Source organism: Thermus brockianus, from assembly GCF_021462505.1.
GTDB classification, from domain to species: Bacteria; Deinococcota; Deinococci; order Deinococcales; family Thermaceae; genus Thermus; species Thermus hydrothermalis.
Genome location: NZ_JAKEDV010000005.1, coordinates 105,131 through 128,044, shown reverse-complemented (window position 1 = coordinate 128,044; position 22,914 = coordinate 105,131). Strand labels below are relative to the sequence as shown.

Genomic DNA, 22,914 nt, shown 5'->3' with positions numbered 1-22,914 from the left:
TTTCCCTTACCGCCCAAGCAGAATAACCACCCCCGGGTACTCCCCCTCGGGCAAACCCAGAAGCCGGGCCACAGCCTCATCGTAAAAGGTTTCCGCCGGATATGCAGCAAGCCCCAGGCCCACGGCGGCCAGGAGGACCAGGCCTGCGGCGTAGCCGGCCTCCAAAAGGGCGTACCGGTAGCCCCGAAGGCCAAAGAGGGCCTCGCTCCTTTCCGGAACCAAGGTCAAGACCAAAAGGGCCGCCGCCCGTTCCGGGGAAAGGCCAAAAAGGGCCTCGGCCCAGGCCCCCGCCTCCGCCTTGGAGGAAAGCTGGAAAAGCTGGTGCTCCTTGGGAAAGTAGTGGTAGACCCCGGGGAAGACCCCTTCCACCTTGAGGGCCACCAGGTAGGCCTCCAAGGGGTAGGCCTCGCCGGCGGAGGGGAAGCCCCGAAGCCCCTCCCGCTCCGCCAAGGGGAGGAGGAGCTGGGAGAGGTCCTTTAGGGTGATGGCGGCCCCCACCTCGGGCAAGGCGGGCCTGAGGTGGGCCAGGGTGCGGAAGAGGGGCGGCCCCCCCTCGGGCCGCAAGGAGGGCAGGGCCTGGGTTTCCAGGGGGTTGGCGTAGACCTTGGCCTTGGGCTTGCGCTTTAGGGGAAGCTCGTCCCCCGGGTAGAGGCGGGAGAGGCGGTAGAAGAGCTTGCCGGGGTGCTTTTCCATGGCTAGAAGCGGTACCCCTTGGGCACCACCACCACCCCTTCCGGGGTCACGGTGAACCCGCGGGCCCGGTCGGCCTCGAGGTCGTAGCCGATCTCCGTGTGGGGCGGGATCTTCACGTTCTTGTCAATGATGGCGTTTTTGATGCGGCAATAGCGCCCCACCTCCACGTCGTCAAAGAGCACGGAGCGCTCCACCAGGCTGTAGGAGTTGACCCGCACCCGGCGGAACAGGACCGACTCCCGCACCGTCCCCCCGCTCACGATGACCCCACCGGCGAGGAGGCTATTGAGGGCCCGGCCCACCCGCTCCCCCGTTTCGTGGACGAACTTGGCCGGGGGGCTGAAGAGGTTGGCGGTCCTGAGGGGCCACTCGGGGTTGAAGAGGTCAAACTCGGGGATGACCTTGACCAGGTCCATGCTGGCCTCAAAGTAGGCGTCCAGGGTCCCCACGTCCCGCCAGTAGAGGTTGGGCCCCTCTTGGCCGGGGATGGGGTTCCGGTGGAAATCGTAGGCGTAGACCCGGTACCCCTCCTTGAGGGCGCGGGGGATGACGTCCTTGCCGAAGTCGTGGGAGCTGGCCTCGTCCCGGGCATCCGCCTCCAGAAGCTCAAAGAGGGCCTCGGTGCGGAAGATGTAGTTGCCCATGGAGGCCAGGGCCAGGTGGGGCTTCGTGGGCAGGGGCTTGGGCGTCTTGGGCTTTTCCTGGAACTCGGTGATGCGCCACTCCTCGTCCACCTGGAGGACGCCAAAGCGGCCCGCCTCCGCCACGGGCACGGGGTAGGCGGCGATGGTGATGTCCGCCCGCTTCTCGTAGTGGTACTCCACCATGTGGCGGACGTTCATCTTGAAGATATGGTCCCCGCCGAAGATGGCCACCGCCTGGGGGGCATGGTTCTGCACCAGGTGCAGGTTCTGGTAGATGGCGTCCGCCGTACCCCGGTACCACACGGGCCCAAGCTCCTCGTACCGGTACATCTGGGCGGGGACGAGGAGGATGAAGTGGTCCTCCAGAAAGGCGCCAAAGCGCCAGTAGCGCTGGATGTGCTCCGTGAGGGACTGAGCCTTGTACTGGGTGAGGACGTAGATGGCGTAGATGCCGGAGTTCACGAAGTTGTTGAGAACGAAGTCAATGATGCGGTACTTGGCCCCGAAGGGCACGGCGGGCTTGGCCCGCTTGGCGGTGAGGGGGTAGAGGCGGCTCCCCTGCCCCCCCGCCAGAATCATCCCCAGAACCTCCACCTTGACCATGCCGTCCCCCTTTGGGCGTAGTTTACCCTAGGCCAAAGGGACCCAGTTCCCGGGTATAGTGGGGGCCGATGCGGGTTCTCCACCTCACCTGGTTCACCCCGCCCACGAAGCCCAGGCCCGCCCCTCCCTTCTTCGGCCAGGAGCGGGCCCTAAAGGCCCTGGAAAGCGCCTTCCGCCAAGGGGGGCACGGCTACCTGGTGGGGCCGAGCGGCCTGGGCAAGCGCAAGCGCCTCCTCGCCTACCTGGAAGGCAGGCCCTTCCCCAAGGAAGAGCTCGTCTACCTCCCCTTGGGGGAGGAGGCCTTTCCCCTGCTCCTGCCCGAGGGGGAGGGCCGGGCCCTGGTGGAGGGCGTGGAAGCCCTCCTCGCCGAGTTCACCCCCGCCCTCTTCCGGGAGAAGGGCTTCCTCTACGCCAAAAGCCTGGTGGAAGCCCGCTACGAGAAGGAGGCGGAAGCCCTCCTAAAAGCCCTGGCGGAGGAGGCCAAGGAACAGGGCTTCACCCTCGAGGCGGAAGAGGGCGGCTTTACCCTTTCCGGCCAAGGCCCCCTGCCCCCTGAGCTTTCCGCCAAGCTGGAGGAGACCGTCCTGGCCTACGTGGACCTGCGGCAGAAGGCCCAGGCCCAGGTGGCCGCCCTCAGGCGGGGCTTCGCCGAGCGGTTCCTCCTGCCCAAGGCGCAGGAACTCAAGGCCCGCTTCCTCCAAGCGGGGCGCTATTTGGATTGGCTTCTAGAAAATCTCCTGCGCGCCGCGGCGCTAGAGGAGGATCTAGAGGCGGAAAAACTCCTCCCCCGCCTCCTGTTGGCCGGGGGGAGGCGGGTGGTCCACGAGCCCAACCCCACCCCGGAAAGGCTCTTCGGCCACCTGGAGTACGAGGTGCGGGAAGGCGCCCTCACCACCCACCTGGGGCTTTTGCGCCCCGGGGCGCTCCATCGGGCCACGGGGGGGGTCTTGGTCCTCGAGGCGCACCGGGTCCTGGAGCTTGGGAGCTACCCCCTCCTCAAGCGGGCCCTGGCCACGGGGGAGGTGGAGCCCCTCGCCCCCCGGCCCGAGGTGAGGGGCCCGAGGCTCAAGCCCGCCCCTCTCAAGGCCCAGGTCTTCCTGGTGGGCCCCCCGGAGGTCATGGCCTTCCTGGAGGAGGACGAGGAGTTTTTGGAGCTATTCCCTTTCCGGGTGGAGTTCGCCCCGGAAATCCCCTACACGGAGGAGAACGTGGCCTACCTGGGGGGGTTTTTGGAAGCGGAAGGGATCGCCCTCACCCCCGAGGGGCTCGCTGCCTTAGCGGACGAGGCCCGGCGCATGGCGGGGCACCGGGAACGGCTGGACGCCCGCCTCTTCCGCCTCCTGGACCTGGCCAAGGAGGCGGAGGCCCACCGCAAGCCCCTGGACCGGGAGGCGGTGCGAAGGGCGCTTCGGGACCGGGAGGAGCGGTTTGGCCTCGAGGAGGAGCTCTACCTGCAGGACCTCAAGGAAGGCGTGGTGGCCCTGGAGGTGAAGGGGGAGCGGGTGGGGGAGGTGAACGGCCTCGTGGTGGTGGAGGGCCCCTGGCCCACGGGGCGCCCCGTGCGCATCACCGCCCAGGCCGGCCCCGGGCGGGAAGGCATCCTCTCCATTGACCGGGAGGTGGGCTTGGGCGGCCAGGTCTTCCACAAGGCGGTCCTCACCCTGGCGGGCTACCTCCGGGGGACCTACGCCCAGATCGGGGCCCTTTCCGCCACGGTGAGCCTGGTCTTTGAGCAGAGCTATGGCGGGATTGAGGGGGACTCGGCGGGGCTTGCCGAGCTTTTGGCGGTGCTCTCCGCCCTTTCGGGCCTTCCCCTGAGGCAGGACCTGGCGGTGACCGGGGCCATAGACCAGACGGGCCGGGTCTTGGCGGTGGGGCGGGTGGCGGAGAAGGTGGAGGGCTTCTTCCGCGTCTGCCAGGCCCTGGGGCTCACGGGTACCCAAGGGGTCGTCCTCCCCAAGGCCAACCTCCCCCACCTCACCCTGCGGGAGGAGGTGGTGGCGGCGGTGGAGAAGGGAATGTTCCACCTCTACGCCGTGGAGGGGGTGGACGAGGCCTTAGAGCTCCTCTTCGGCCGCAAGGCCTACTGGGTGCACGAGAAGGTGCGGGAAACCCTGGCCCACTTCCAGAGCCTGGAAAACGGGGAGGAAAAGGGCTAGCGGCCGGGCTCCAGGAGGAGGGTCTTCCCCTCGCCGGCAAAGGCCATGGGGAGGTACTCCCCCTTCGCCCAAAGGGGGAGAAGGTCGGCGTAGTGGGGGGAGAGGGGGTGGCCCGACTGGCCCATGGGGTGGACGAAGAGGGAGCCCTCGGGGTTGGAGAGGTCCACGATCTGGCGGTAGCTTGGCCCCTTGTCCATGGTGAGGGCCTGGGGGTCAAAGGGGCCCACGCTCACCGTGTACCGGTCCCCCCCGAAGGCCACCTGGCGGTCGGAAAGGCGCCGCAAGGGGGTGTGGGTGAGGACGAGGTGGCGGAAGGTGGCCCGGTGGACCTCGCCCCAGGTCTTGGCCTTAAGCGCCTCCTTGCGGTCCAAGGCCCTTTCCAGGGCCAAGGCGGCGTAGTCCAGGCAGGTTTCCGGGTACTCGGTTTCCGGCTGGTCGCAGTTCTTGTCCCCCTCCTTCAGGGCCTTTAGGAGGTAGCGGGGCTCGTCCCAGTACGCCTCCCCCACCTCCCGCTCGGGAAGCCGGGTGAGTTCCGTGTACCAGAGGGCGAAGACCAGGGCCTCCTCCGAGGCGGGCGCCATGGTGCCGTCCCAGGCGAGGAGCCTGTCCCGCCAGGCGCGGGCCCGCTCGGAAAGGGGGTTTAGGGCCTCCAGGGCCGGGCGGAAGTCCCGGAAGAGGAGGCTCTTCTGGTCCTGCTGGATGGCCTTCATGTCCTCCAGGGTGAGCTTTTCTTTGGCCTTAAGGAGTTCCAGGATGCGCTCCGCCCGGTAGGGCTCGGCCCAGTCGTAGGTGAGGGCGTAGGGGAAGCCCTTGGGGGTCACCTTGTGGTTGGCGGTGACGAAGAGGCCCTCCTTGGGGTTGAGCGCCATGGGCCAAGCCTCGGGCTTCCGGTAGCCCTGCCAGTCCCACTCCCCATTTCCCGGCACGGGGACCATGCCCGTGTGCCCCTCCTTGCGGATGGGGAACTTCCCGGGGGCGATGTAGCCGATGTTGCCTTCAGTATCGGCGTAGACGAAGTTCTGGCTAGGGGCGGAGTAGTGGGCCAGGGCCTTCCTAAACTCGTCCCAGTTCTTAGCCCGGTTAATGCCCAAGAAAGCCATGAGGATGTGGTCCTCCGGGTCCAGGCTCACCCAACGGAGGGCCATGGGGGTCTTGGGGGGGTCCTTTAGGGCGTCGGTGATCACGGGGCCGTAGACCGTTTCCCGCACCTTAAGCCTTTCCTCCCTCCCCCCCTTGATGCGGACCACCTCCTCCCGCACCCGGTAGGGGAGGACCTGGCCCCTATAGCGGTAGCCGCCCCCCGTCTCCTCCAGGAGGTAGAGGTCCTGCACGTCCGCCCCCACGTTGGTCACCCCCCAGGCGATGCGCTCGTTGCGGCCGATGACGATGCCGGGAACCCCGGGCAAGGAGGCGCCTATAGCCCGGTAGCCGGGGGCCTCGAGGGCCATGAGGAACCAGAGGGAAGGGGCCTGGAGGCCTAGGTGGGGGTCGTCCGCCAGGAAGGGCTTCCCCGTGGCGGTACGGCTTCCCGAAACCACCCAGTTGTTGCTGGCCTCGAGGAAGCGGGGCGGGGCCATGCGGAGGAGGGCGCTTGGGGCCTCCTCCCGCTTTAGGGGAAGCCGCAGGTCCTCGGCACTTAGCACGGTGGGGGCGTCCTCGGGGTAAGGGGGAAGGAGCTCTAAAAGCCTTTCCGGGCTCACCCCCCGGGCGAGGAGGCGGTGGCGGAGGAGCTCTTCCTCCCAGTTCCCGGAGAGGTCAAAGCTCATCATCTTGGCCCAGACCAAGACGTCGGGACCCCGCCAGGGCTCGGGGCGGAAGCCGAGGAGGGCGAACTCGGGGGGCAAGGGGGCCCCCGAGGCCAGGAAGGCGTTCACCCCGGCCACGTAGGCGTCCACCGCCTCCTTCTCCTCGGGGTAAAGCCTTTCGTAGGCGCTCTTTGCCGCCTGGTAAAACCCCCAGGTGCGCAGGAACCGGTCCTGGGCCAGGGTGGCCTCCCCCAGGACCTCGCTCAAGCGCCCCTGGCCCACCCGCCTCTGGAACTCCATCTGCCAAAGCCTCTCCTGGGCGTGGACGAAGCCTTGGGCGAAGAAGAGGTCCTTTAGGCTTCCCGCCCTTATCCGCACCACCCCGTGCCGGTCCCGCACCACCTCCACCGGGGCGGAAAGCCCCTTTAGGGCCATGCGCCCCTCCACCCGGGGCAAAGAGGCCCGAAGGTAGACGAGGCCGCCCACGCCCCCCAAAAACCCAAAGGCCACCAGGCCCACCAGGAGCCAGGCCAAAACCCGCAAGAAGCGTTTCATACTTGGTGGCAAGCATACCACGCTTCCCAAAACCCGCCTCGAGGCGGGAGGATAGGGGCATGGAGCTTGCCCGCATCCAGGAGGCCTTAAGGGAGGAGCGGCTAGACGGCTGGCTCCTCTACACCTTCGGCCAAAGCAACCCGGTGGCCCTCGAGGTCCTGGGCCTAAGCGGCCTCCACCTCACCCGCCGCCTGGCCTACCTCGTCCCTCGGGAGGGGGAGCCCACCCTCCTCTGCCACGCCATTGAGGCAAGCCTCCTCCCCCCGTTGCCCGGCAGGCAGCGCACCTACCACACCTGGGAAGGCTTCCTCGTGGGCCTCAGGCAGGCCCTGGAGGGAGCCCGGCGGGTGGCCTTGGAGTACGTCCCGGGCGGGGCCATCCCCTACCTCTCCCGGGTGGACGGGGGCACCTTGGACCTCCTGCGGGGCTTGGGGTTAGAGGCCGCCTCCTCCTGGCCCCTCCTCCTCCTTTTCCAGACCTGGGGGGAGGAGAAGCTCCAAAGCCACCGCCGGGCGGCCTCGGGGCTCGTGGCCGCCAAGGAGCTCGCCCTAAGCTTCCTCCGGGAACACCCGGAGGCCACGGAGAAGGCGGTGCAAGGGGTCCTGGTCCGGGCCCTGGAGGAGAGGGGGCTCGTCTTTGACCACCCCCCCATGGTGGCCTTCGGGGAAAACACCGCCAATCCCCACCACGCCCCCACGGAAAGGCCCCTTCGGGAGGGGGACGTGGTCCTCTTGGACCTCTGGGCCAAGGAGGCGGGCGGGGTCTACGCCGACATCACCTGGATGGCGGCGTTTAGGGCACCGGAGGCGGCCCACCAGGCCTTCCAAAAGGTGGTGGCGGCCCGGGAGGCCGCCCTTCGCTTTGTGGCGGAGGCGTACCAAAAGGGGCGCTACCCCAAGGGCTTTGAGGTGGACCGGGTGGCCCGCCAGGTCCTCCTGGAAGGGGGGTACGGGGGCTACATCCGCCACCGCACCGGGCACAACCTGGGGGAGGAGGTGCACGGGTCTGGCCCCCACCTGGACGACCTGGAAACCCACGATTTCCGCCCCCTGGTGCCGGGGCTCGCCTTCACCGTGGAGCCCGGGCTTTACCTGGAAACCTTCGGCGTGCGCACGGAGGTGAACGTCTACCTGCACCCCACGGGGCCCGAGGTGACCACGCCCAAGCAGGCGGCGCTTACCCCGCTATAGGGGGCGTGGTATCTTGGGGGACGGCATGGACCGCCCCCTTCTGATCTTTTCCGGCCAGTCCAACCGCCCCTTAGCCCAGGCCATCGCCGAGGCCCTGGGCCTTCCCTTGGGCAAAAGCACCACCATCCGCTTCGCCAACGACAACCTCTTCGTGCGTTACGAGGAAAGCCTCCGGGAAGGCGACGTCTTCATCGTCCAGTCCCTCACCCCGCCGGTGCAGGACCACCTGATGGAGCTCCTCATGATGATTGACGCCGCCAAGGGGGCCAGCGCCGCCCGGGTCACCGCCGTCATCCCCTACTTCTCCTACGCCCGGAGCGACAAGAAGGACGCCCCCCGCATCTCCATCGCCGCCCGGCTCATCGCCGACCTCCTGCAGACGGCGGGGGCCGACCGGGTCCTCACCATGACCCTCCACTCCCCCCAGGTCCACGGCTTCTTCAAGGTACCCGTGGACCACCTCTCCGCCGAACCCGTCATCGCCAACCACTTCGCCACCCGGGTGGACCTGGAAAACGCCGTGGTGGTGGCCCCGGACGCCGGGGACATCAAGCGGGCGAGCTCCCTCGCCCGCAGGCTGGGCCTGCCCTTGGCCTTCATTGACAAGGAGCGGGTTTCCGACACCGAGGTGCGGGTGCGGATGCTGGTGGGGGAGGTGGCGGGGAAGACCGCCCTCATCGTGGACGACGAGATCTCCACCGCCGGGAGCCTGGTGGAGGCGGTGGAGGCCCTCCTCCAAGCGGGGGCCAAGGAGGTCTACGCCGCCGCCACTCACGGGGTCTACGTGGGCCCCGCCCTGGAGCGCATCGCCAAGAGCCCGGTGAAGGAGGTGGCGGCCACGGACACCTGCCCCCCCAAGGAAGGCCCCAAGCTCAAGACCCTCACCGTGGCCCCCCTCTTCGCCGAGGCCATCTGGCGCATCCACCGGGGGGAGTCGGTGTCTAGCCTCTTCACCTAAGCCATGCGGGAGGAAACCCTCACCCTGGCCGGGCTTCCCGTCCTGGCCCACGTGCCCGAAACCCCCCAGGCCCTCCTCCTCGCCCTCCACGGCCTGCAGGGCTCCAAGGAGCACATCCTCTCCCTCCTTCCCGGCTATGCCGAACGGGGGTTTTTGCTCCTGGCCTTTGACGCCCCCAGGCACGGGGAAAGGGGAAGCCCCCCTTCCGCCAAAAGCCCCCGCTACGTGGAGGAGGTCTACCAGGTGGCCTTGGGCTACAAGGAGGAGGCTTGGGCCGTGGCGGAGGAGGCCAGGCGGCGCTATGGCCTTCCCCTTTTCCTCGCCGGGGGGAGCCTGGGGGCCTTCGTGGTCCACCTCCTCCTTTCGGAAGGCTTCCGGCCCCGGGCGGCCCTGGCCTTCATCGGCTCGGGGTTTCCCATGAAGCTCCCCCAGGGGCAGGCGATCCAGGACCCCAGGGTGGAGGCCCTCTACCAAGCCCCTCCCGCCCTCCAGGGGGAGGCCTACGGCAACGTCCCCCTTTTGCACCTCCACGGCACCAAGGACCTCATCGTCCCCCTGGCCCGCATGGAAAAGACGGTGGAGGCGCTCAGGCCCCACTACGGGGAAGGCCGCCTGGCCCGGTACGTGGAGGAGGGCACGGGCCACACCATCACCCCCCTCATGGCCCGGGTGGGCCTGGGGTTTCTGGAAGCCTGGCTGGAGGAAGGTGCTCCTTAAAGGGCTCAAGGGCTACAAGGGGTATCCCGGGGGGTTCAAGGCCTACCGCCGGGCCTTCCCCACGGTGGAGCTTTCCTGGTGGCACCGGGTGGGGGACCCCAGGACCATAGGCCGCCTGCGGGCCCTCGCCCCCCCGGGCTTCCGCTTTAGCGTCTTTGGCCACAAGCACCTCGCCTTCCGCCCCTCGGGGGAGGAAAGGCGGGTTTTGCGCCGCTTCCTCAGGCGCTTCCGCCTCTTCGGGGACAAAAGGGGGGCGGTGCGGCTTTGGGTGCCGGAGGAGGTGCCGCCCGAGAGGTTTCGGGACTGGCTGGACCTCCTGGAGGAGGTGGAAAGGGAGCTTGGGCCCACGCCCCTCGCCTTCCAGGCGCCCGAACCCTTACGTCCCCTCCTTCGGGAACGGGGGCGGGTGGTGGTGAACGAGCCCGGGGGGACTTTCCTCTACCTGGTGGACCCGGAGGGCCCCTTGCCCGAAGGGGAGGGTTACCTCTACGTGAGCCCTTCACAACCCGGGCCTTCCGCCCTACACTCAAGGGCGGAGGTTGACCCGGATTGAAGACGGCCAGGCGCTTTTCCCCCAAAGAAGCTGAGGAGATCTACCTGGTGCCCTACTGGGGCGCGGGGTTTTTCCGCGTGGGCCGGGACGGGGAGCTGGAGGTAACCCCCTTGGGCCCCGAGGGCCCCGCCGCCTCGCTTTTGGAGATCGTGGAGGCCCTGAGGGACGAGGGGAGGCCCTTGCCCTTGGTGCTCCGCTTTCCCCAGATCCTCGAGGCCCGCGTCCGCGAGCTCAACGAGGCCTTCCGCCGGGCCATGGAGAAGTACGGCTACACCGGGGGGTACCGGGGGGTTTACCCGGTAAAGGTGAACCAGCGCCGCCTGGTGCTGGAAACGGTGGCCAAGGCGGGAAGGCCCTACCACTACGGCCTCGAGGCGGGGAGCAAGGCGGAGCTCGCCCTCATCCTGGCCCAGGACCTCTCCCCAGAAGCCCTCATCACCACCAACGGCTTCAAGGACGATGACTTCATCCGCCTGGCCCTCATGGGGCGGAAGCTTGGGCGGAACGTGGTCATCACCCTGGAGAAGTTCGCCGAGCTCCCCCGGGTGGTGCGGCTTTCCAAGGAGCTCGGGGTGAAACCCCAGATCGGCATCCGCTACAAGCTCAAGGCCAAGGGGGCGGGCCAGTGGGAGGCCTCCGGGGGGGAGAACGCCAAGTTCGGCCTCACCACCCCGGAGATCATCCGGGCGGTGGAGATCCTGAAGGAGGAAGGCCTCCTGGACACCCTGGTCATGGTCCACGCCCACATCGGGAGCCAGGTGACGGACATCCGCCGCATCAAGATGGCGGTGCGGGAAGCGGCCCAGACCTACGTGCAGCTCAGGAAGCTCGGGGCGCCCCTCGCTTACCTAAACCTGGGCGGGGGCCTGGCCGTGGACTACGACGGCTCCAAGACCAACTTCTACGCCTCCGCCAACTACACCCTCCCCGAGTACGCCGAGGACCTGGTCTACGTGACCAAGGAGGTGGTGGAGGCCCAGGGCGAACCCCACCCCACCCTGGTCACGGAGTCGGGGCGGGCGGTAACCGCCTACCACCAGGTCCTCGTCCTGGAGGTGATTGACGTCATCACCCCTCCGGGGGAGAAGCGCCCCGAGCCCCCGCCCGAAGAGGCCCACCCCTTGGTCAAGGAGCTTTGGGAAAGCCTGCAAAGCTTAAGCGCCAAAAACTTCCGCGAGGTCTACCACGACGCCTTCGCCGACAAGGAAACCCTGCAAACCCTCTACGATTTGGGCTTGGTGTCCCTGCGGGACCGGGCCTTGGCGGAGGAGATCTTCTACCACATCGCCCGGCGGGTATACGGCATCGTGCGGGAGCTTCCCTACGCCCCCGACGAGTTTGAGGACTTGGAAAAGCTCCTCGCCGACAAGCTCGTGTGCAACTTCTCCATCTTCCAAAGCCTCCCCGATGCCTGGGCCATCCACCAGCTCTTCCCCATCGTGCCCCTCTCCCGCCTCCACGAGCCCCCCACCCGCCAGGCCACCTTGGTGGACATCTCCTGCGACTCCGACGGCAAGATAGACCGCTTCATTGACCTCCACGACGTGCGGCAAAGCCTCCCCGTCCACCCCATCCGCCCCGGGGAGCCCTACTACCTGGGGGTCTTCCTGGTGGGGGCCTACCAGGACGTCCTCGGGAGCAACCACAACCTCTTCGGCCAGGTGGGCGAGGCCCACGTGGTGGTGGACGAGGAGGGTTTTGCCATTGAGCGCTTTATCCCCGGGGAGACAGCGGAAAAGGTCATTGAGAAGATGGGGTTTTCCTCCCGGGAACTTTTCCAGGGAGTGGAGCGCCTGGTGCGGCAAAGCCGCTTGTCCCCGGCGGAGAAGGGGGCCTTCTTGGAACGGTACATGCGGGAACTCCAGGGGTACACCTACCTGGAGGACTAGGGCGTTAAGGCCCCGTTAAGGGGGGTCCTGGCAGGATGGGGGCATGGGCCTGTCCAGGGAGCGGTATATTGGGGTTAGCTTGCACCCCACCCTCGAGCTTTTGGACCCCTTAAACCCCCTCCGGAGGAGGATGGCTCTCAGGCTTCTGCCCCTGGGGGCCATCCTCGCCCTGGTGGCCCTTTTTACCTCCCAAAGGGCAGGGCTGGACCCCGTGGACCGGGTCTTCCTGCCCGTTTTGGCCCTGGGCTTCGCCCTCCTCGCCGCTTCCCTTTGGTTCTGGCCCCGCTCCGCCTCCTGGGTCCTGCCCGGCGCCCACGCCCTCATCGCCCTGTACCTCCTGGCCACCCTGGCCTACCAGCTCCTCTTCCGCCCGAACCCCATGGGCCTCTCCCCCGCCGCCTTCTGGGTGCCCTTCGTCTACTTCAGCAGCCTCCTCTTCTTCCAAACCCGGCAGGCGGTGCGCCTGGCCCTTTTCTACCTCCTCACCCTCCTCCTCCTATCCCTCCTAGGGGCTTTCCGCGGCCACCTCCAACCGGAACACCTGAACGCCCTGGCCCAGTTCTTCGGGGCCAACCTGGCCTACGTGGGCCTCCTCTACATGCTGGTCCGGATCAAGGAGGGCTACCTCGAGGCCCAGCTGGACGCCCACACCGACTTCCTCACGGGCCTGCGCAACCGCCGCTACCTGGAGTTAATCCTGGAAAGGGAGCTTTTCCGGGTTCAGCGCTACGGCCGCCCCCTCGCCCTCATCACCCTGGACCTGGACGGGTTCAAGGCGGTGAACGACACCTTCGGCCACGAGACCGGGGACCGGGTGCTACGGGCCTTGGCGGAGTGCTTGGAAGGGCACATCCGGCAAAGCGACCGGGCGGTGCGCTTAGGGGGCGAGGAGTTCGCCGTCCTCCTCCCGGAAACCGAACTCCCCCAGGCCCTGGCCCTGGCGGAAAGGCTCCGCCAAAGCGTAGCGGCCCTCAAGGTTCCCCCGGTTCCTAGCCTTTCCGCCAGCTTCGGCGTGGCCCAGGCCGCCCCCACGGACTCCCCTCTCTCCCTCCTCAAGCGGGCGGACGAGGCCCTTTACCGCGCCAAGCGGAAGGGCAAGAACCGGGTGGAGATCGGCTAGGCCCCCCGGGCAAGGTCCCGGGGGGCCCGCAAGGCAACGCCTAAAGGCCCGCTTCCCGCCGCAAAGCCTCCACCCGGTCCGTCTCCTCCCAGGGGAAGCCGGCGCGGCCGAAGTGGCCGTAGGCGCTCGTGGGGGTGTAGATGGGCCTGAGGAGGTCCAGCTCCTCAATGATGGCCAAGGGCCTCGGGTCAAAGACCTTCTTGGCGATCTCCGTGAGCTTCTCGTCGGGCAAAATGCCGGTGCCAAAGGTTTCCACCCTTAGGGAAACCGGCCGGGCCTTGCCGATGGCGTAGGCGAGCTCCACCAAGGCCTTCCGGGCAAGCCCCGCCGCCACGATGTTCTTGGCCATGTAGCGGGCGTAGTAGCTGGCGGAACGGTCCACCTTGGTGGGGTCCTTGCCGCTGAAGGCCCCGCCCCCGTGGGGCACCGCCCCCCCGTAGGTGTCCACGATGATCTTGCGCCCGGTGAGGCCGGTGTCGGCGTGGGGGCCCCCCAGGATGAAGCGGCCCGAGGGGTTGATGAGGTACTCCGTTTCCCCCTCCTTCAGGTACTCCGGAGGGATGGCCTGGCGCACCACCTCGCGGATCAGGTCCTCCCTAAGCTGCTCCTGCTCCACCTCGGGGGAGTGCTGGGCGGAAACCACCACGGTCTTCACGTAAAGGGGCTTGTCCCCCTCGTAGACCACGGTGACCTGGGCCTTGCCGTCGGGGCGCAGGTAGGGGAGGAGCCCGGTCTTCCGCACCTCCGCAAGCCGCATGGTGAGGCGGTGAGCCAGGGTGATGGGGAGGGGCATGAGCTCGGGGGTCTCGTCGGTGGCGTACCCGAACATGAGCCCCTGGTCCCCCGCCCCGGTGCGGTCCAAGGGGTCCGTGGACTTCAGCACCCGCCACTCGTAGGAGAGGTTGACCCCCCCGGCGATGTCCGGGGACTGCTCGTCAATGGCGGTGAGCACGGCACAGGTGTCCGCGTCAAAGCCGTACTTGGCCCGGGTGTACCCCACCTCGCGCACCGTCTTGCGCACCAGGTTGGGGATGTCCACGTAGCCTTCCGTGGTGATCTCCCCCGCCACGAAAACGAGCCCGGTGGTGACCAAAGTCTCCGCCGCCACCCGGGCCTTCTTGTCCTGGGCGATGAGGGCGTCCAGGATGGCGTCGGAGATCCGGTCCGCCAGCTTATCCGGGTGCCCTTCCGTGACCGACTCGGACGTGACCAGCCGCAACTTGCGCACCTCCTTTGTACCCGCCCCCTCCGGGGCAACCCTGATAGTATAGCACCCCCCTTCCCCCGTCCAGGTATGATGGCGGGCCGTGAAGGACCCCAAGGCCCCCATCGGCGTCTTTGACTCGGGGGTGGGCGGGCTCACGGTGCTCAAGGCGCTGCGGCAAGCCCTTCCCCGGGAGGATTTTCTGTACTTCGGCGACACCGCCCGCGTGCCCTACGGGGGCAAGCCCCTTCCCATGGTGCGCCGCTTCGCCTGGGAGATAGCGGGCTTCCTGCTCCGGCAAGGGGTGAAGGCCCTGGTGGTGGCCTGCAACACGGCAAGCTCCGCCGCGCTTCCCGACCTGGCCGAGGACCTTTCCGTCCCCGTCTTCGGGGTGCTGGAGCCGGCGGCGGAGGTGGCGCGGGGCTACGGGAAGGTGGGCCTCATCGGCACCCAAGCCACGGTGGAAAGCGGGGCCTACGGGCGGTACCTGCCCCTCGCCTGGGCCAAGGCCTGCCCCCTCTTCGTCCCCTTGGTGGAGGAGGGGCTTTGGGACGACCCCGTGGCCCTCCTGGTGGCCCGGCACTACCTGGAGGAAGCCCCCAAGGACCTCGAGGCCCTGATCCTGGGCTGCACCCACTACCCCTTCCTCAAAGGCACCCTGGAGAAGGTCCTCCCCGGGGTAAAGCTCATTGACTCCGCGGAGGCCACGGCCAGGAAGGTGGCGGAGGCCCTAGCCCAAGCGGGGCTTCTGAACCCGGAAGGCCAGGGAAGGGTGGTCCATTACGTCACCGGGGACCCGGAAAGCTACAAGGCCTTGGCGGAGCGGCTTGGGGAAAGGGTGGAAACCCTCTACCGGGTAAGCTTAGAAGAGCTTTAGGATAAAGCCATGCCCAAGAAACCCCTCATAGACCAGCTCCACCACGAGGACGCCTGGCGGCTTTTCCGCATCCTGGCGGAGTTCGTGGAGGGCTTTGAAACGCTTTCGGAGATTGAGGTGCCCTTGGTCTCCGTCTTCGGCTCCGCCCGCTTCGGCGAGGACCACCCCGCCTACGCCCTCGGCTACCGCCTGGGGAAGGCCCTGGCCGAGGCGGGCTACGGGGTGGTCACGGGGGGCGGGCCCGGGGTGATGGAGGCGGTGAACCGGGGGGCCTACGAGGCGGGAGGGGTGAGCGTGGGGCTCAACATAGAGCTCCCCCACGAGCAAAAGCCCAATCCCTACCAGACCCACGCCCTCTCCTTGCGCTACTTCTTCGTGCGCAAGGTGCTTTTCGTGCGCTACGCCCACGCCTTCGTTTTCCTGCCCGGGGGGTTTGGCACCCTGGACGAGCTTTCCGAGGTCTTGGTCCTCATCCAGACGGAAAAGGTCCACCCTTTTCCCGTCTTCGCCCTGGACCGGGCCTACTGGCAGGGCCTTCTTTCCTGGATGGCCTTCTTGAAGGAGCAGGGGGCCATAGACCCCAAGGACTACCACCTCCTCACCCTCTTGGACGCCCCCGAGGAGGTGGTGGCCGCCCTAAAGGGAGTATCCTGAAAAGGATGCGCCTCGTCCTCGCCACCTCCAACCCCGGCAAGGTGCGGGAGCTTAAGGAGGGGCTTGCCCCCTTGGGCTGGACCCTCCTCTCCTTGGCCGACTTCCCCTTGCGCATGCCCAAGGAGGAAGGGGCCACCTTCCTGGACAACGCCCTCCTCAAGGCCGCCCACGTGGCCAAGGCCACGGGGCTTCCCGCCTTGGCGGACGACTCGGGCCTCGAGGTCTACGCCCTGGGTGGAGAACCGGGGGTCTACTCCGCCCGCTACGGGGGCAAGGAAACCGACCGGGAGCGGAACGTCTACCTCCTGGAAAGGATGCGCCACCTGAAGGGGGAGGAGCGCAAGGCCCGCTTCGTGGCCGTCCTGGTCCTGGCCTATCCCGACGGGCATGCGGAGGCCTACGAGGGGAGCGTGGAGGGGTACATCCTGGAAGCCCCCAGGGGGGAGAAGGGCTTCGGCTACGACCCCCTCTTCTACGTCCCCGAGGCGGGGAAGACCTTCGCCGAGATGGATCCGGAGGAAAAGGCCCGCTACTCCCACCGGGGAAAGGCCCTTAAAGCCCTTCTGGAAGCGTACAAGGAGGGGCCACCCCCCAGGGAGGTTTCCAAGCTGGAATGAACCTCCTTTCCCCCCACATCGCCCTCTACCGCCTCTTTGACCTGGCGGACGAGATAGACCTCTCCCGGCTCTCCACCCCCCGGCTCCGCCTCTCCCGGGCCCGGCTTGGGGCGGTGCGCTTCCAAAACCCCCCGGCGGAGGTGGAGCTTGGTGTGAGGAGCGTGGAGGGGCTTTCCGGCCTCCTTGCCGCCCGGCTTTACGAGTTCGGGGTGGTTTCCCTTTCCTTCCGCATCCACCTGGGGGAGCGGGTGCCCTGGGAGGTCTTTTTGGAAAAGGGGCTCAAGATCCCCGAGCTTCCCTTCTGGGATGGCTTTTTCCTGGCGGAGCTCGCCGCCCTTGAGCCCTACCTGCAAGGAGCCCTCCTCCGCCCCGAGGAAAAGCGGCTTTCCGAGGAGTTCGCCGTCTACCACGCCCTGGGCCTCGAGGGGGCCAAGGCCCACGAGCCGCCCGTGGACCTCACCCCCCTCTGGATGGGCGCCCAGGAGGAGTTCGCCCCCGAGGTGCGCCGGGAGATGGAGCGCTACCGCTACAGCTACTCCACGGAGGACCTGGCCCTCCTGGGCTTTGACCGGGTGCTCATCCTGGACTCGGAGGGCATCTGGGACGTGGCGGACCTGGTGGAGTTCGTCCACGCCCAGCTTTTGGAGCTCTCCTACTACGACCGGGTGCTGACGGAGGAGCTGGAGGCGGTGCCCGAGGTACTCAAGCACCGGGGGCTTTGGGGCTACGGCAAACTGCAGCGCCTAAGGCGCCGCCTCATGGCCCGCCATGCGGAGATCGCCGACGTGCGGGCGCGCATGGAGGGGGCGCTCCGCATCACGGAGGACCTCTTCTACGCCAAGATTTACCGCGCCGCTTTGGAGCTCTACGGGGCCCACGAGCTGGAAAGGAGCGTGGAGGAAAAGCTCAGGGTCCTCGAGGCCACCTACGCCATGGTGACGGAGGAGGTGGCCCACCTGCGCACCCAGGCGGTGGAGGTGGCCATCCTGGCCCTCATCGCCTTTGAGGTGCTCAGGGCCCTCCATTAGGGACTTGCGCCCCTCCCCAAAGGAGTATGCTTGAAGTGGAGGGCGCGGACAAAACCTTTAGCGGAAACGCTACCACGCGCCCGGAGGTGGGATTATGAGGAAGCTTTTGGCGGTTTTGGCCCTCGGACTCTCCCTGGCCCTGGCCCAGGGGAAGATCAAGGTCTGGACCCACTTTGGCGGCCCCGAACTGGAATGGCTCAAGGCCCAAGCCCAGGCCTTTGAGAAGACCTCCGGCACCAAGGTGGAGGTGGTGGAGGTCCCCTTCGGGGATATCAAGCAGAAGTTCATCCTGGGCGCCCCCCAAGGGCAAGCGGCGGACCTTTTGGTCTCCATCCCCCACGACTGGCTCGGGGAGATGGCCCAGGCGGGGGTGCTGGAGCCCATGGGCAAGTACGTGACGCAAAGCTACCTCGCTGACCTGCAACCCGTGGCGGTGGAGGCCTTCACCTTTGGGGGCAAGCTCATGGGCCTGCCCGCCTTCGCCGAGAGCGTGGCCCTCATCTACAACAAGAAGTACGTGAAGGAAGCCCCCAAGACCTGGGAAGAGTTCTTGAGCCTGGCGCAAAAGCTCACCACCGGCTCCACCTTCGGCTTCCTTTACAACATCGGCGACCCCTACTTCAACTTTGGCTTCTTCAAGGCCTTTGGAGCGGATAACGTCTTCGGCAAGGACGCTAAGGGCAACCTGGACCCGAGCAGGCTCCTCATCGGGGGTGAGGTGGGGGAGAAGGCGCTCCAATTCATCAAGGACCTCCGCTTCCGCTACAACCTCGTGCCCGAAGGGGTGGACTACGGCGTGGCGGATGGGGCCTTCAAGGACGGGGCTTTGGCCATGATCATCAACGGGCCTTGGGCGCTTGGAGACTACAAGAAGGCCAAGATTGACTTCGGCATCGCCCCCTTCCCCACCCCGCCCGGGGCCAAGAACCCCTGGGGGCCCTTCCTTGGGGTCCAGGGCGTGGTGGTGAACGCCTACTCCAAGAACAAGACCGCCGCCGTCAACTTCGCCAAGACCCTGATCACCGGCAAGAACCTGGTCTCCTTCAACCGGGCGGGTGGGCGCATCCCCGTGTCCAAGAGCGCCGCCAAGACCCTGGAGAAAGACCCGGTGGTGGCCGGCTTCTCCAAGGTCTTCGCCCTGGGCACCCCCATGCCCAACATCCCCGAGATGGGCAAGGTCTGGGGCCCCTGGGGGAACGCCATTAGCCTGGCCATCCAGCGGCCCGACGCCAACGTGAAGAAGATCGTGGAGGACATGGTGGCCGAGATCAAGAAGGCCATCGGCAAGTAAGGATCCATGCCCGCCCCCCCACGGGACCATCCTCCCCCGTGGGGGGTATCTTTTAGCCATGAAACACCCACCGGGTCTAAAAGGTTTCCTCCTGGCCCTAGGGCTCCTTTTGGGCCTCCTCCTCCTGGCCACGGGGGTCGGAATTCTGGGGTACCTGGCCCTCGAGGCCTACCTGGCCCCCCCGGGCTGGACCATCCTGGCCTTGGCCCTCCTGGTCCTCCTGCCGGGGGCCGTGGTCTTGGGGCGACTCTTCCCCTGGCTTTCCGACTGGTATTACTTCCTGCCCGCCCTCTCCTTCCTTTTGGTCTTCACCCTCTACCCCATCGGCCTCACGGTCTACCTGGCCTTCACGGACTACTCGGGGCAGAAAAACGGCTTCCCCGACCGTTCCACGGAAACCCGGGTGCTGGAGCAGGAAGGCCAGAGGCTCGTTCTGGAAGCCCCTGTGGCCGAGGCCCTCCGCTGCGACCCCTGCCAGGGCGAGCCCGTGGAGGTCTACGCCGATGGGCACCGGGGGCGGGCGCGGATCCTGGAGGCGGAGGGGAACACCCTGGTCCTGGACCGCACCCCTCCCTTCCGGGCGGAGTTCGTGGCCAAGGTGAACGCCTTCCGCTTCGTGGGCCTAAGGAACTTCGCCTTCATCTTTTCCCAAGCGAGCCAAGCCCTCCTGCCGGTCTTCGTGTGGAACGTGATTTTCGCCGGGAGCACCGTGGTTTTGAACGCCCTCCTTGGGCTCATCCTGGGCCTTGTCCTGAACAACAAGGGCCTAAAGCTTCGCAACTTCTACCGCACGGTCCTCATCGTCTCCTGGGCCCTGCCCGGGGTCATCACCGTGCAGGTCTGGGTAGCCCTTTTGAACTACAACTTCGGGGCCATCAACCGGCTTCTCGGGGTCCTGGGCGTCTACCCCATCCCCTGGCTCAACGACCCCGACTGGGCCAAGGTGGCCATCCTCCTGGTGAACCTTTGGCTGGGCTTCCCCTACATGATGACCGCCACCTTGGGCGCCCTCTCCACCATCCCCGACGAGCTTTACGAGGCGGCCAAAGTGGACGGGGCCACCCCCTGGCAGGCCCTTTGGGGCATCACCCTGCCCCTTCTGGAAAAGCCCATGGTGCCCATCCTGCTCTCCTCCTTCGCCTTCAACTTCAACAACTTCTACATCATCTACCTCCTCACGGGGGGCGGTCCCGCCCAGGAGGGAAGGATGGCCACGGCCCAGGCCACGGACATCCTCATCTCCTGGGCCTACAAGACGGCCTTTAGCGCCGAAGGGCAGTCGGCCTACGGCCTGGGGGCGGCCATTAGCCTCCTCATCTTCGCCATCACCGTGGCCATCAGCCTGGTGAACTTCCGCCTCACGGGGGCGCTAAGGGAGGTACGGTAGATGCGGCGGCTTCTCGGGTTTCTCCTCACCGGCTTGGCCCTCTACGGGGCCTACTGGTTTGCGGCCCACCGCCTCTTTGACGAGGGGTCTTACCGCAAGCAGGTGGCCTTTGGCAGCGTCTTCGTGCCCTACGGGTGGGCCTACGCCCTCTTGGGACTTTTGGGCCTCGTGGTTTTGCTCCTCCTTTATAGCCTCCTCTACACCGCCCTCGCCAACCGCCTCCAGGGGCGAAAGCGGAGCCCCTGGCCCCTTTTCTGGCAAGGGGTTACCCACCTTTTCCTCTGGGTCCTCATCCTCCTCGTCTACTACCCCGTGGTCCAGGTGGTGGCGGCGAGCTTTGACCCCACCAACAACCTCTTCAGCTTCCGCAGACCGAACACGGGCTTTCTCCTCCTGGACGCCAAGGTGATCCCCTACCTGCCCGAGCCCTCCTGGGAAAACTACGCCGCCTTGGTCCAGGGCGTGGTCCTTTACCCGTACCAGGTGGGGCTTCTCCTCCTGGCGGGGCTTTCCCTTCTCGGGGTGGCCCTAATCGGCCTCCTCCGCCGCCTCTTACCGGAAGCGGAATGGATGGATTTCTGGCAAAGCCGGCTCCTCTTCGCCCTGGCCCTTTTCGTCTTCCTCCTCGCCCTCTTCCTCTCCCCCAAGCAGTTCACCGGGCAGGGGACGGAAACCAAGTTCCTCCTTTGGGTGCGGAACACCTTCCTCATCTCCGGGCTCACGGGGCTTTTGGCGGTCCTCCTCACCGCCACCGCCGGCTACGCCTTCGCCCGCTTCCGCCACCTGCCCGGGCGCTACCCTCTGCTCCTCTTCTTCATCTTCGTGCAGATGTTCCCGGGGTTCTTGGCCCTGGTGGCCATCTACTACCTGCTTTCCCGGCTGGACCTCCTGAACACCTTCACCGGCCTGGTGCTGGCCTACTCCGGGGGGATCATCAGCTTCGGCACCTGGGTGTACAAGGGCTACCTGGAGAGCATCAGCCCAAGCCTCGAGGAGGCCGCCATGGTGGACGGGGCCACGCGGTGGCAGGTCTTCACGAAGATCCTCCTCCCCCTTTCCGCCCCCATGTTCGTCTTCATCTTCCTCCTCCAGTTCGTGGGCACCTACTCGGAGTTCGTCCTGGCCAACCTGGTGCTCACGGGGGTGGAGAGCTGGAACGTGGGCGTGGGGCTTAGGAGCTTCACCACGGGGCAGTTCCAGACCAAATGGGGCATCTTCGCTGCGGCGAGCGTCCTGGGCTCCTTGCCCATCCTCTTCCTCTTCTACGGCTTCCAGCAGTACTTCGTTTCCGGCTACACGGCGGGAGCGGTGAAGGAATGAACCGCCACGACCTGGAACACGTCCACCCTCCTTTCCCGGACCTGGGGGAAGAGGTGGAGCTTTTCCTGGAAACCCCGGCGAAGGAAGGGCTTCTCCTCTTTGAGAAGGACGGGGAGCTTCACGAAAAGCCCTTGACGCCTTGGGAAGGGGGCCTGAAGGCCAAGGTCTACGTGCACACAAGCCCCTTTCGCTACTGCTTTCGCTTGCCCGAGGGGTACTTGGGGAGCCACGGCCTGGAAAAGGGCCTTCCCCGCTACGACCGCTTCTTCCACCTCCTGGCGGGGCCCTTGCCCCCCGCCTGGGCCCTGGGGGCGGTCTACTACCAGATCTTCCCCGACCGCTTCCGCCAGGGCCGGCCGGAGCTTGCCCCCAAGGAGGGGGCGTGGCGTTACGGGGGGAAGCCCATCCGGAAGAAGGCCTGGCACGAGCCCCCGGGGGAGGAGGGTGCCTGGGAGTTCTACGGGGGGGACCTCTATGGGGTCTTGGAGGCCCTCCCCTACCTCGAGGCGCTCGGCGTGGAGGTCCTCTACCTCACCCCCATCTTCCGAAGCCCCAGTAGCCACCGCTACGATACCGAGAACTACCTGGAGGTGGACCCCCACCTGGGCGGGGAAGAGGCCTTGCGGGCCCTTTACCAAGCCTTGGAAGCCCGGGGCATGAAGCTAATCCTGGACGGGGTCTACAACCACGTGGGGGCCACCCACCCTTGGTTCCGAAAGGCCCTGGAAAACCCCGAGGCCCCAGAAAGGGGCATGTTCACCTTCTACCCCGACGGCACCTACGCCAGCTTCTTTGGCCTCGGCCACATGCCCAAACTGGACTACGCCTCCCCCCTCACCCAGGAGCGCTTCGTCTATAGCCCCAAAGCCCCCATCCGCCACTGGCTCCGCCTCGCCCACGGCTGGCGGCTGGACGTGGCCCACTCCATCGGGGAAGGGGGCACCAACCGCAAGAACGCCCGGTGGCTAAGGGCCCTGGCCCGGGCGGCCAAGGAGGAACGGGAGGACGCCTTGGTCCTGGGGGAGCTCTCCTACGACACCACCCCCACCCTCAAGGCCCACACCCTGGACGGGGCCATGCACTACGCCGGCTTCGCCCACCCGGTGATGGAATGGCTTTCGGGGCGGGACGTGCACGGCCGGGCGGTGGTGGTGGAAGCGGAGGATGCCCTTAGGACCCTCCTGGATCACTACCAGGCCCTGCCCCTCCAGGTGCGCCACGCCATGTACACCTTCGTTTCCTCCCACGACATCCCCCGGGCCCTTTGGCGGCTTAGGGGGGACGTGGAGCGCTTCAAGCTGGCCTACGCCCTCCTCTTCGCCTTCCCGGGAAGCCCCGCCATCTACTACGGGGACGAGGTGGGGCTTTCCCAGCCCAACCCCTATGGCCTCTGGCGGGGCGACCCCTACTGCCGCGCCCCCTTCCCTTGGGACGAGGGGCTTTGGAACCGGGAGATCCAGGCCTTCCTGAAGCGGCTCGTCGCCCTTAAGAAGCGCCACCCCGCCCTGCGCCAAGGAGGCCTTTTACCCCTTCCCGCCCCCAAGGGGGTCCTGGCCTTCCGGAGGCGGTATGGGGGTGAGGAGGTCTGGGCCTTTTTCGCCCCCGAGGGCGCCCGGCTGGCCTTGCCCCGGGGGGTGGACCTCCTGACCGAAAGCGAGGTGGAAGGGGAAGTGGAGGCCTCCTACCTCCTCTTCCAACCCCTAGAATGAG

The 22,914-nt window shown here is 67.0% G+C and carries 19 protein-coding genes; 15 read left to right on the top strand and 4 right to left on the bottom strand.

Features of this window, described 5'->3' with window-relative positions; all coding sequences use genetic code 11:
• Positions 1-6: 6 nt before the first annotated feature.
• Both LXN00_RS07725 and glgC read right to left on the bottom strand, forming a co-directional pair.
• Positions 7-693, bottom strand: coding sequence for a SagB/ThcOx family dehydrogenase (locus LXN00_RS07725; protein WP_234507040.1), 687 nt, complete (start codon positions 691-693; stop codon positions 7-9).
• Positions 694-695: 2 nt separating this feature from the next.
• Positions 696-1,940, bottom strand: coding sequence for a glucose-1-phosphate adenylyltransferase (gene glgC / locus LXN00_RS07720; protein WP_234507038.1), 1,245 nt, complete (start codon positions 1,938-1,940; stop codon positions 696-698).
• A 68-nt stretch (positions 1,941-2,008) separates the two neighbouring features.
• Here glgC and LXN00_RS07715 point away from each other — a divergent pair, with 68 nt between their 5' ends.
• Entirely contained in the window at positions 2,009-4,099 is a 2,091-nt protein-coding gene (locus tag LXN00_RS07715) for an AAA family ATPase (RefSeq protein ID WP_234507036.1), read from the top strand.
• Here LXN00_RS07715 and LXN00_RS07710 read toward each other — a convergent pair.
• Entirely contained in the window at positions 4,096-6,399 is a 2,304-nt protein-coding gene (locus tag LXN00_RS07710) for a penicillin acylase family protein (protein WP_234507035.1), read from the bottom strand. The genes LXN00_RS07715 and LXN00_RS07710 overlap by 4 nt on opposite strands.
• A 59-nt stretch (positions 6,400-6,458) precedes the next feature.
• On the opposite strand from LXN00_RS07710, the gene LXN00_RS07705 reads away from it, so the two are divergent.
• From LXN00_RS07705 to LXN00_RS07680, 6 genes are read left to right on the top strand one after another with little or no spacing between them, the layout of a single operon-like run.
• Positions 6,459-7,589, top strand: a complete 1,131-nt coding sequence (locus tag LXN00_RS07705) for a M24 family metallopeptidase (RefSeq protein ID WP_234507033.1) — start codon at positions 6,459-6,461, stop codon at positions 7,587-7,589.
• A 25-nt stretch (positions 7,590-7,614) separates the two neighbouring features.
• Positions 7,615-8,547, top strand: coding sequence for a ribose-phosphate diphosphokinase (locus LXN00_RS07700; RefSeq protein ID WP_234507031.1), 933 nt, complete (start codon positions 7,615-7,617; stop codon positions 8,545-8,547).
• A 3-nt stretch (positions 8,548-8,550) separates the two neighbouring features.
• Positions 8,551-9,264 carry an alpha/beta hydrolase gene (locus tag LXN00_RS07695; protein ID WP_234507029.1) on the top strand — a complete coding sequence of 238 codons (714 nt, stop codon included), beginning with the start codon at positions 8,551-8,553 and terminating at the stop codon, positions 9,262-9,264.
• The gene (locus tag LXN00_RS07690) at positions 9,254-9,817 is read left to right on the top strand and encodes a DUF72 domain-containing protein (RefSeq protein WP_234507027.1); all 564 of its coding nucleotides are present in this window, start codon (positions 9,254-9,256) and stop codon (positions 9,815-9,817) included. The genes LXN00_RS07695 and LXN00_RS07690 overlap by 11 nt, the downstream gene beginning before the upstream one ends.
• Positions 9,814-11,706, top strand: coding sequence for a biosynthetic arginine decarboxylase (gene speA / locus LXN00_RS07685; RefSeq protein WP_234507025.1), 1,893 nt, complete (start codon positions 9,814-9,816; stop codon positions 11,704-11,706). The genes LXN00_RS07690 and speA overlap by 4 nt, the downstream gene beginning before the upstream one ends.
• 43 nt (positions 11,707-11,749) lie before the next feature.
• Positions 11,750-12,826 carry a sensor domain-containing diguanylate cyclase gene (locus LXN00_RS07680; protein ID WP_234507023.1) on the top strand — a complete coding sequence of 359 codons (1,077 nt, stop codon included), beginning with the start codon at positions 11,750-11,752 and terminating at the stop codon, positions 12,824-12,826.
• A 40-nt stretch (positions 12,827-12,866) separates the two neighbouring features.
• On the opposite strand, the gene metK is transcribed toward LXN00_RS07680, so the two are convergent.
• A complete protein-coding gene (metK, locus tag LXN00_RS07675; protein ID WP_234507183.1) occupies positions 12,867-14,045 on the bottom strand; it encodes a methionine adenosyltransferase in 1,179 nt (392 codons plus the stop codon).
• Between the two features lie 88 nt (positions 14,046-14,133).
• Between metK and murI the strand changes: the two genes are divergently transcribed.
• The 8 genes from murI (at position 14,134) to LXN00_RS07635 (ending at position 22,913) form a co-directional block, all read left to right on the top strand.
• Positions 14,134-14,907, top strand: a complete 774-nt coding sequence (gene murI, locus LXN00_RS07670; protein ID WP_234507021.1) for a glutamate racemase — start codon at positions 14,134-14,136, stop codon at positions 14,905-14,907.
• Positions 14,908-14,916: 9 nt separating this feature from the next.
• On the top strand, positions 14,917-15,561 hold the full coding sequence (locus LXN00_RS07665; protein WP_234507020.1) for a TIGR00730 family Rossman fold protein: 645 nt from the start codon (positions 14,917-14,919) through the stop codon (positions 15,559-15,561).
• Between the two features lie 5 nt (positions 15,562-15,566).
• Complete coding sequence (locus LXN00_RS07660; protein ID WP_234507018.1) at positions 15,567-16,178, top strand: XTP/dITP diphosphatase; 612 nt, start codon at positions 15,567-15,569, stop codon at positions 16,176-16,178.
• Positions 16,175-17,206: a hypothetical protein gene (locus LXN00_RS07655; RefSeq protein ID WP_234507016.1), complete on the top strand. Its 1,032-nt coding sequence runs from the start codon at positions 16,175-16,177 to the stop codon at positions 17,204-17,206. The genes LXN00_RS07660 and LXN00_RS07655 overlap by 4 nt, the downstream gene beginning before the upstream one ends.
• A gap of 94 nt (positions 17,207-17,300) precedes the next feature.
• Positions 17,301-18,497 carry a maltose ABC transporter substrate-binding protein gene (locus LXN00_RS07650; protein ID WP_234507014.1) on the top strand — a complete coding sequence of 399 codons (1,197 nt, stop codon included), beginning with the start codon at positions 17,301-17,303 and terminating at the stop codon, positions 18,495-18,497.
• A 58-nt stretch (positions 18,498-18,555) separates the two neighbouring features.
• Positions 18,556-19,884: an ABC transporter permease subunit gene (locus LXN00_RS07645; RefSeq protein WP_234507012.1), complete on the top strand. Its 1,329-nt coding sequence runs from the start codon at positions 18,556-18,558 to the stop codon at positions 19,882-19,884.
• Entirely contained in the window at positions 19,885-21,204 is a 1,320-nt protein-coding gene (locus tag LXN00_RS07640; RefSeq protein WP_234507011.1) for a sugar ABC transporter permease, read from the top strand.
• Positions 21,201-22,913 carry a glycoside hydrolase family 13 protein gene (locus LXN00_RS07635; RefSeq protein WP_234507008.1) on the top strand — a complete coding sequence of 571 codons (1,713 nt, stop codon included), beginning with the start codon at positions 21,201-21,203 and terminating at the stop codon, positions 22,911-22,913. Before LXN00_RS07640 ends, LXN00_RS07635 begins: the two co-directional genes overlap by 4 nt.
• The last annotated feature ends 1 nt before the right edge of the window (position 22,914 follow it).

Bases quoted from the DNA above. Each gene is read 5' to 3' on its own strand.
- glgC (WP_234507038.1), bottom strand. From the start codon at position 1,940: ATGGTCAAGGTGGAGGTTCTGGGGATGATTCTGGCGGGGGGGCAGGGG.
- LXN00_RS07655 (WP_234507016.1), top strand. From the start codon at position 16,175: ATGAACCTCCTTTCCCCCCACATCGCCCTCTACCGCCTCTTTGACCTG.
- LXN00_RS07665 (WP_234507020.1), top strand. From the start codon at position 14,917: ATGCCCAAGAAACCCCTCATAGACCAGCTCCACCACGAGGACGCCTGG.
- LXN00_RS07725 (WP_234507040.1), bottom strand. From the start codon at position 693: ATGGAAAAGCACCCCGGCAAGCTCTTCTACCGCCTCTCCCGCCTCTAC.
- LXN00_RS07635 (WP_234507008.1), top strand. From the start codon at position 21,201: ATGAACCGCCACGACCTGGAACACGTCCACCCTCCTTTCCCGGACCTG.
- LXN00_RS07660 (WP_234507018.1), top strand. From the start codon at position 15,567: ATGCGCCTCGTCCTCGCCACCTCCAACCCCGGCAAGGTGCGGGAGCTT.
- LXN00_RS07645 (WP_234507012.1), top strand. From the start codon at position 18,556: ATGAAACACCCACCGGGTCTAAAAGGTTTCCTCCTGGCCCTAGGGCTC.
- LXN00_RS07710 (WP_234507035.1), bottom strand. From the start codon at position 6,399: ATGAAACGCTTCTTGCGGGTTTTGGCCTGGCTCCTGGTGGGCCTGGTG.
- LXN00_RS07715 (WP_234507036.1), top strand. From the start codon at position 2,009: ATGCGGGTTCTCCACCTCACCTGGTTCACCCCGCCCACGAAGCCCAGG.
- LXN00_RS07680 (WP_234507023.1), top strand. From the start codon at position 11,750: ATGGGCCTGTCCAGGGAGCGGTATATTGGGGTTAGCTTGCACCCCACC.
- LXN00_RS07695 (WP_234507029.1), top strand. From the start codon at position 8,551: ATGCGGGAGGAAACCCTCACCCTGGCCGGGCTTCCCGTCCTGGCCCAC.
- LXN00_RS07650 (WP_234507014.1), top strand. From the start codon at position 17,301: ATGAGGAAGCTTTTGGCGGTTTTGGCCCTCGGACTCTCCCTGGCCCTG.
- LXN00_RS07640 (WP_234507011.1), top strand. From the start codon at position 19,885: ATGCGGCGGCTTCTCGGGTTTCTCCTCACCGGCTTGGCCCTCTACGGG.
- LXN00_RS07705 (WP_234507033.1), top strand. From the start codon at position 6,459: ATGGAGCTTGCCCGCATCCAGGAGGCCTTAAGGGAGGAGCGGCTAGAC.
- LXN00_RS07700 (WP_234507031.1), top strand. From the start codon at position 7,615: ATGGACCGCCCCCTTCTGATCTTTTCCGGCCAGTCCAACCGCCCCTTA.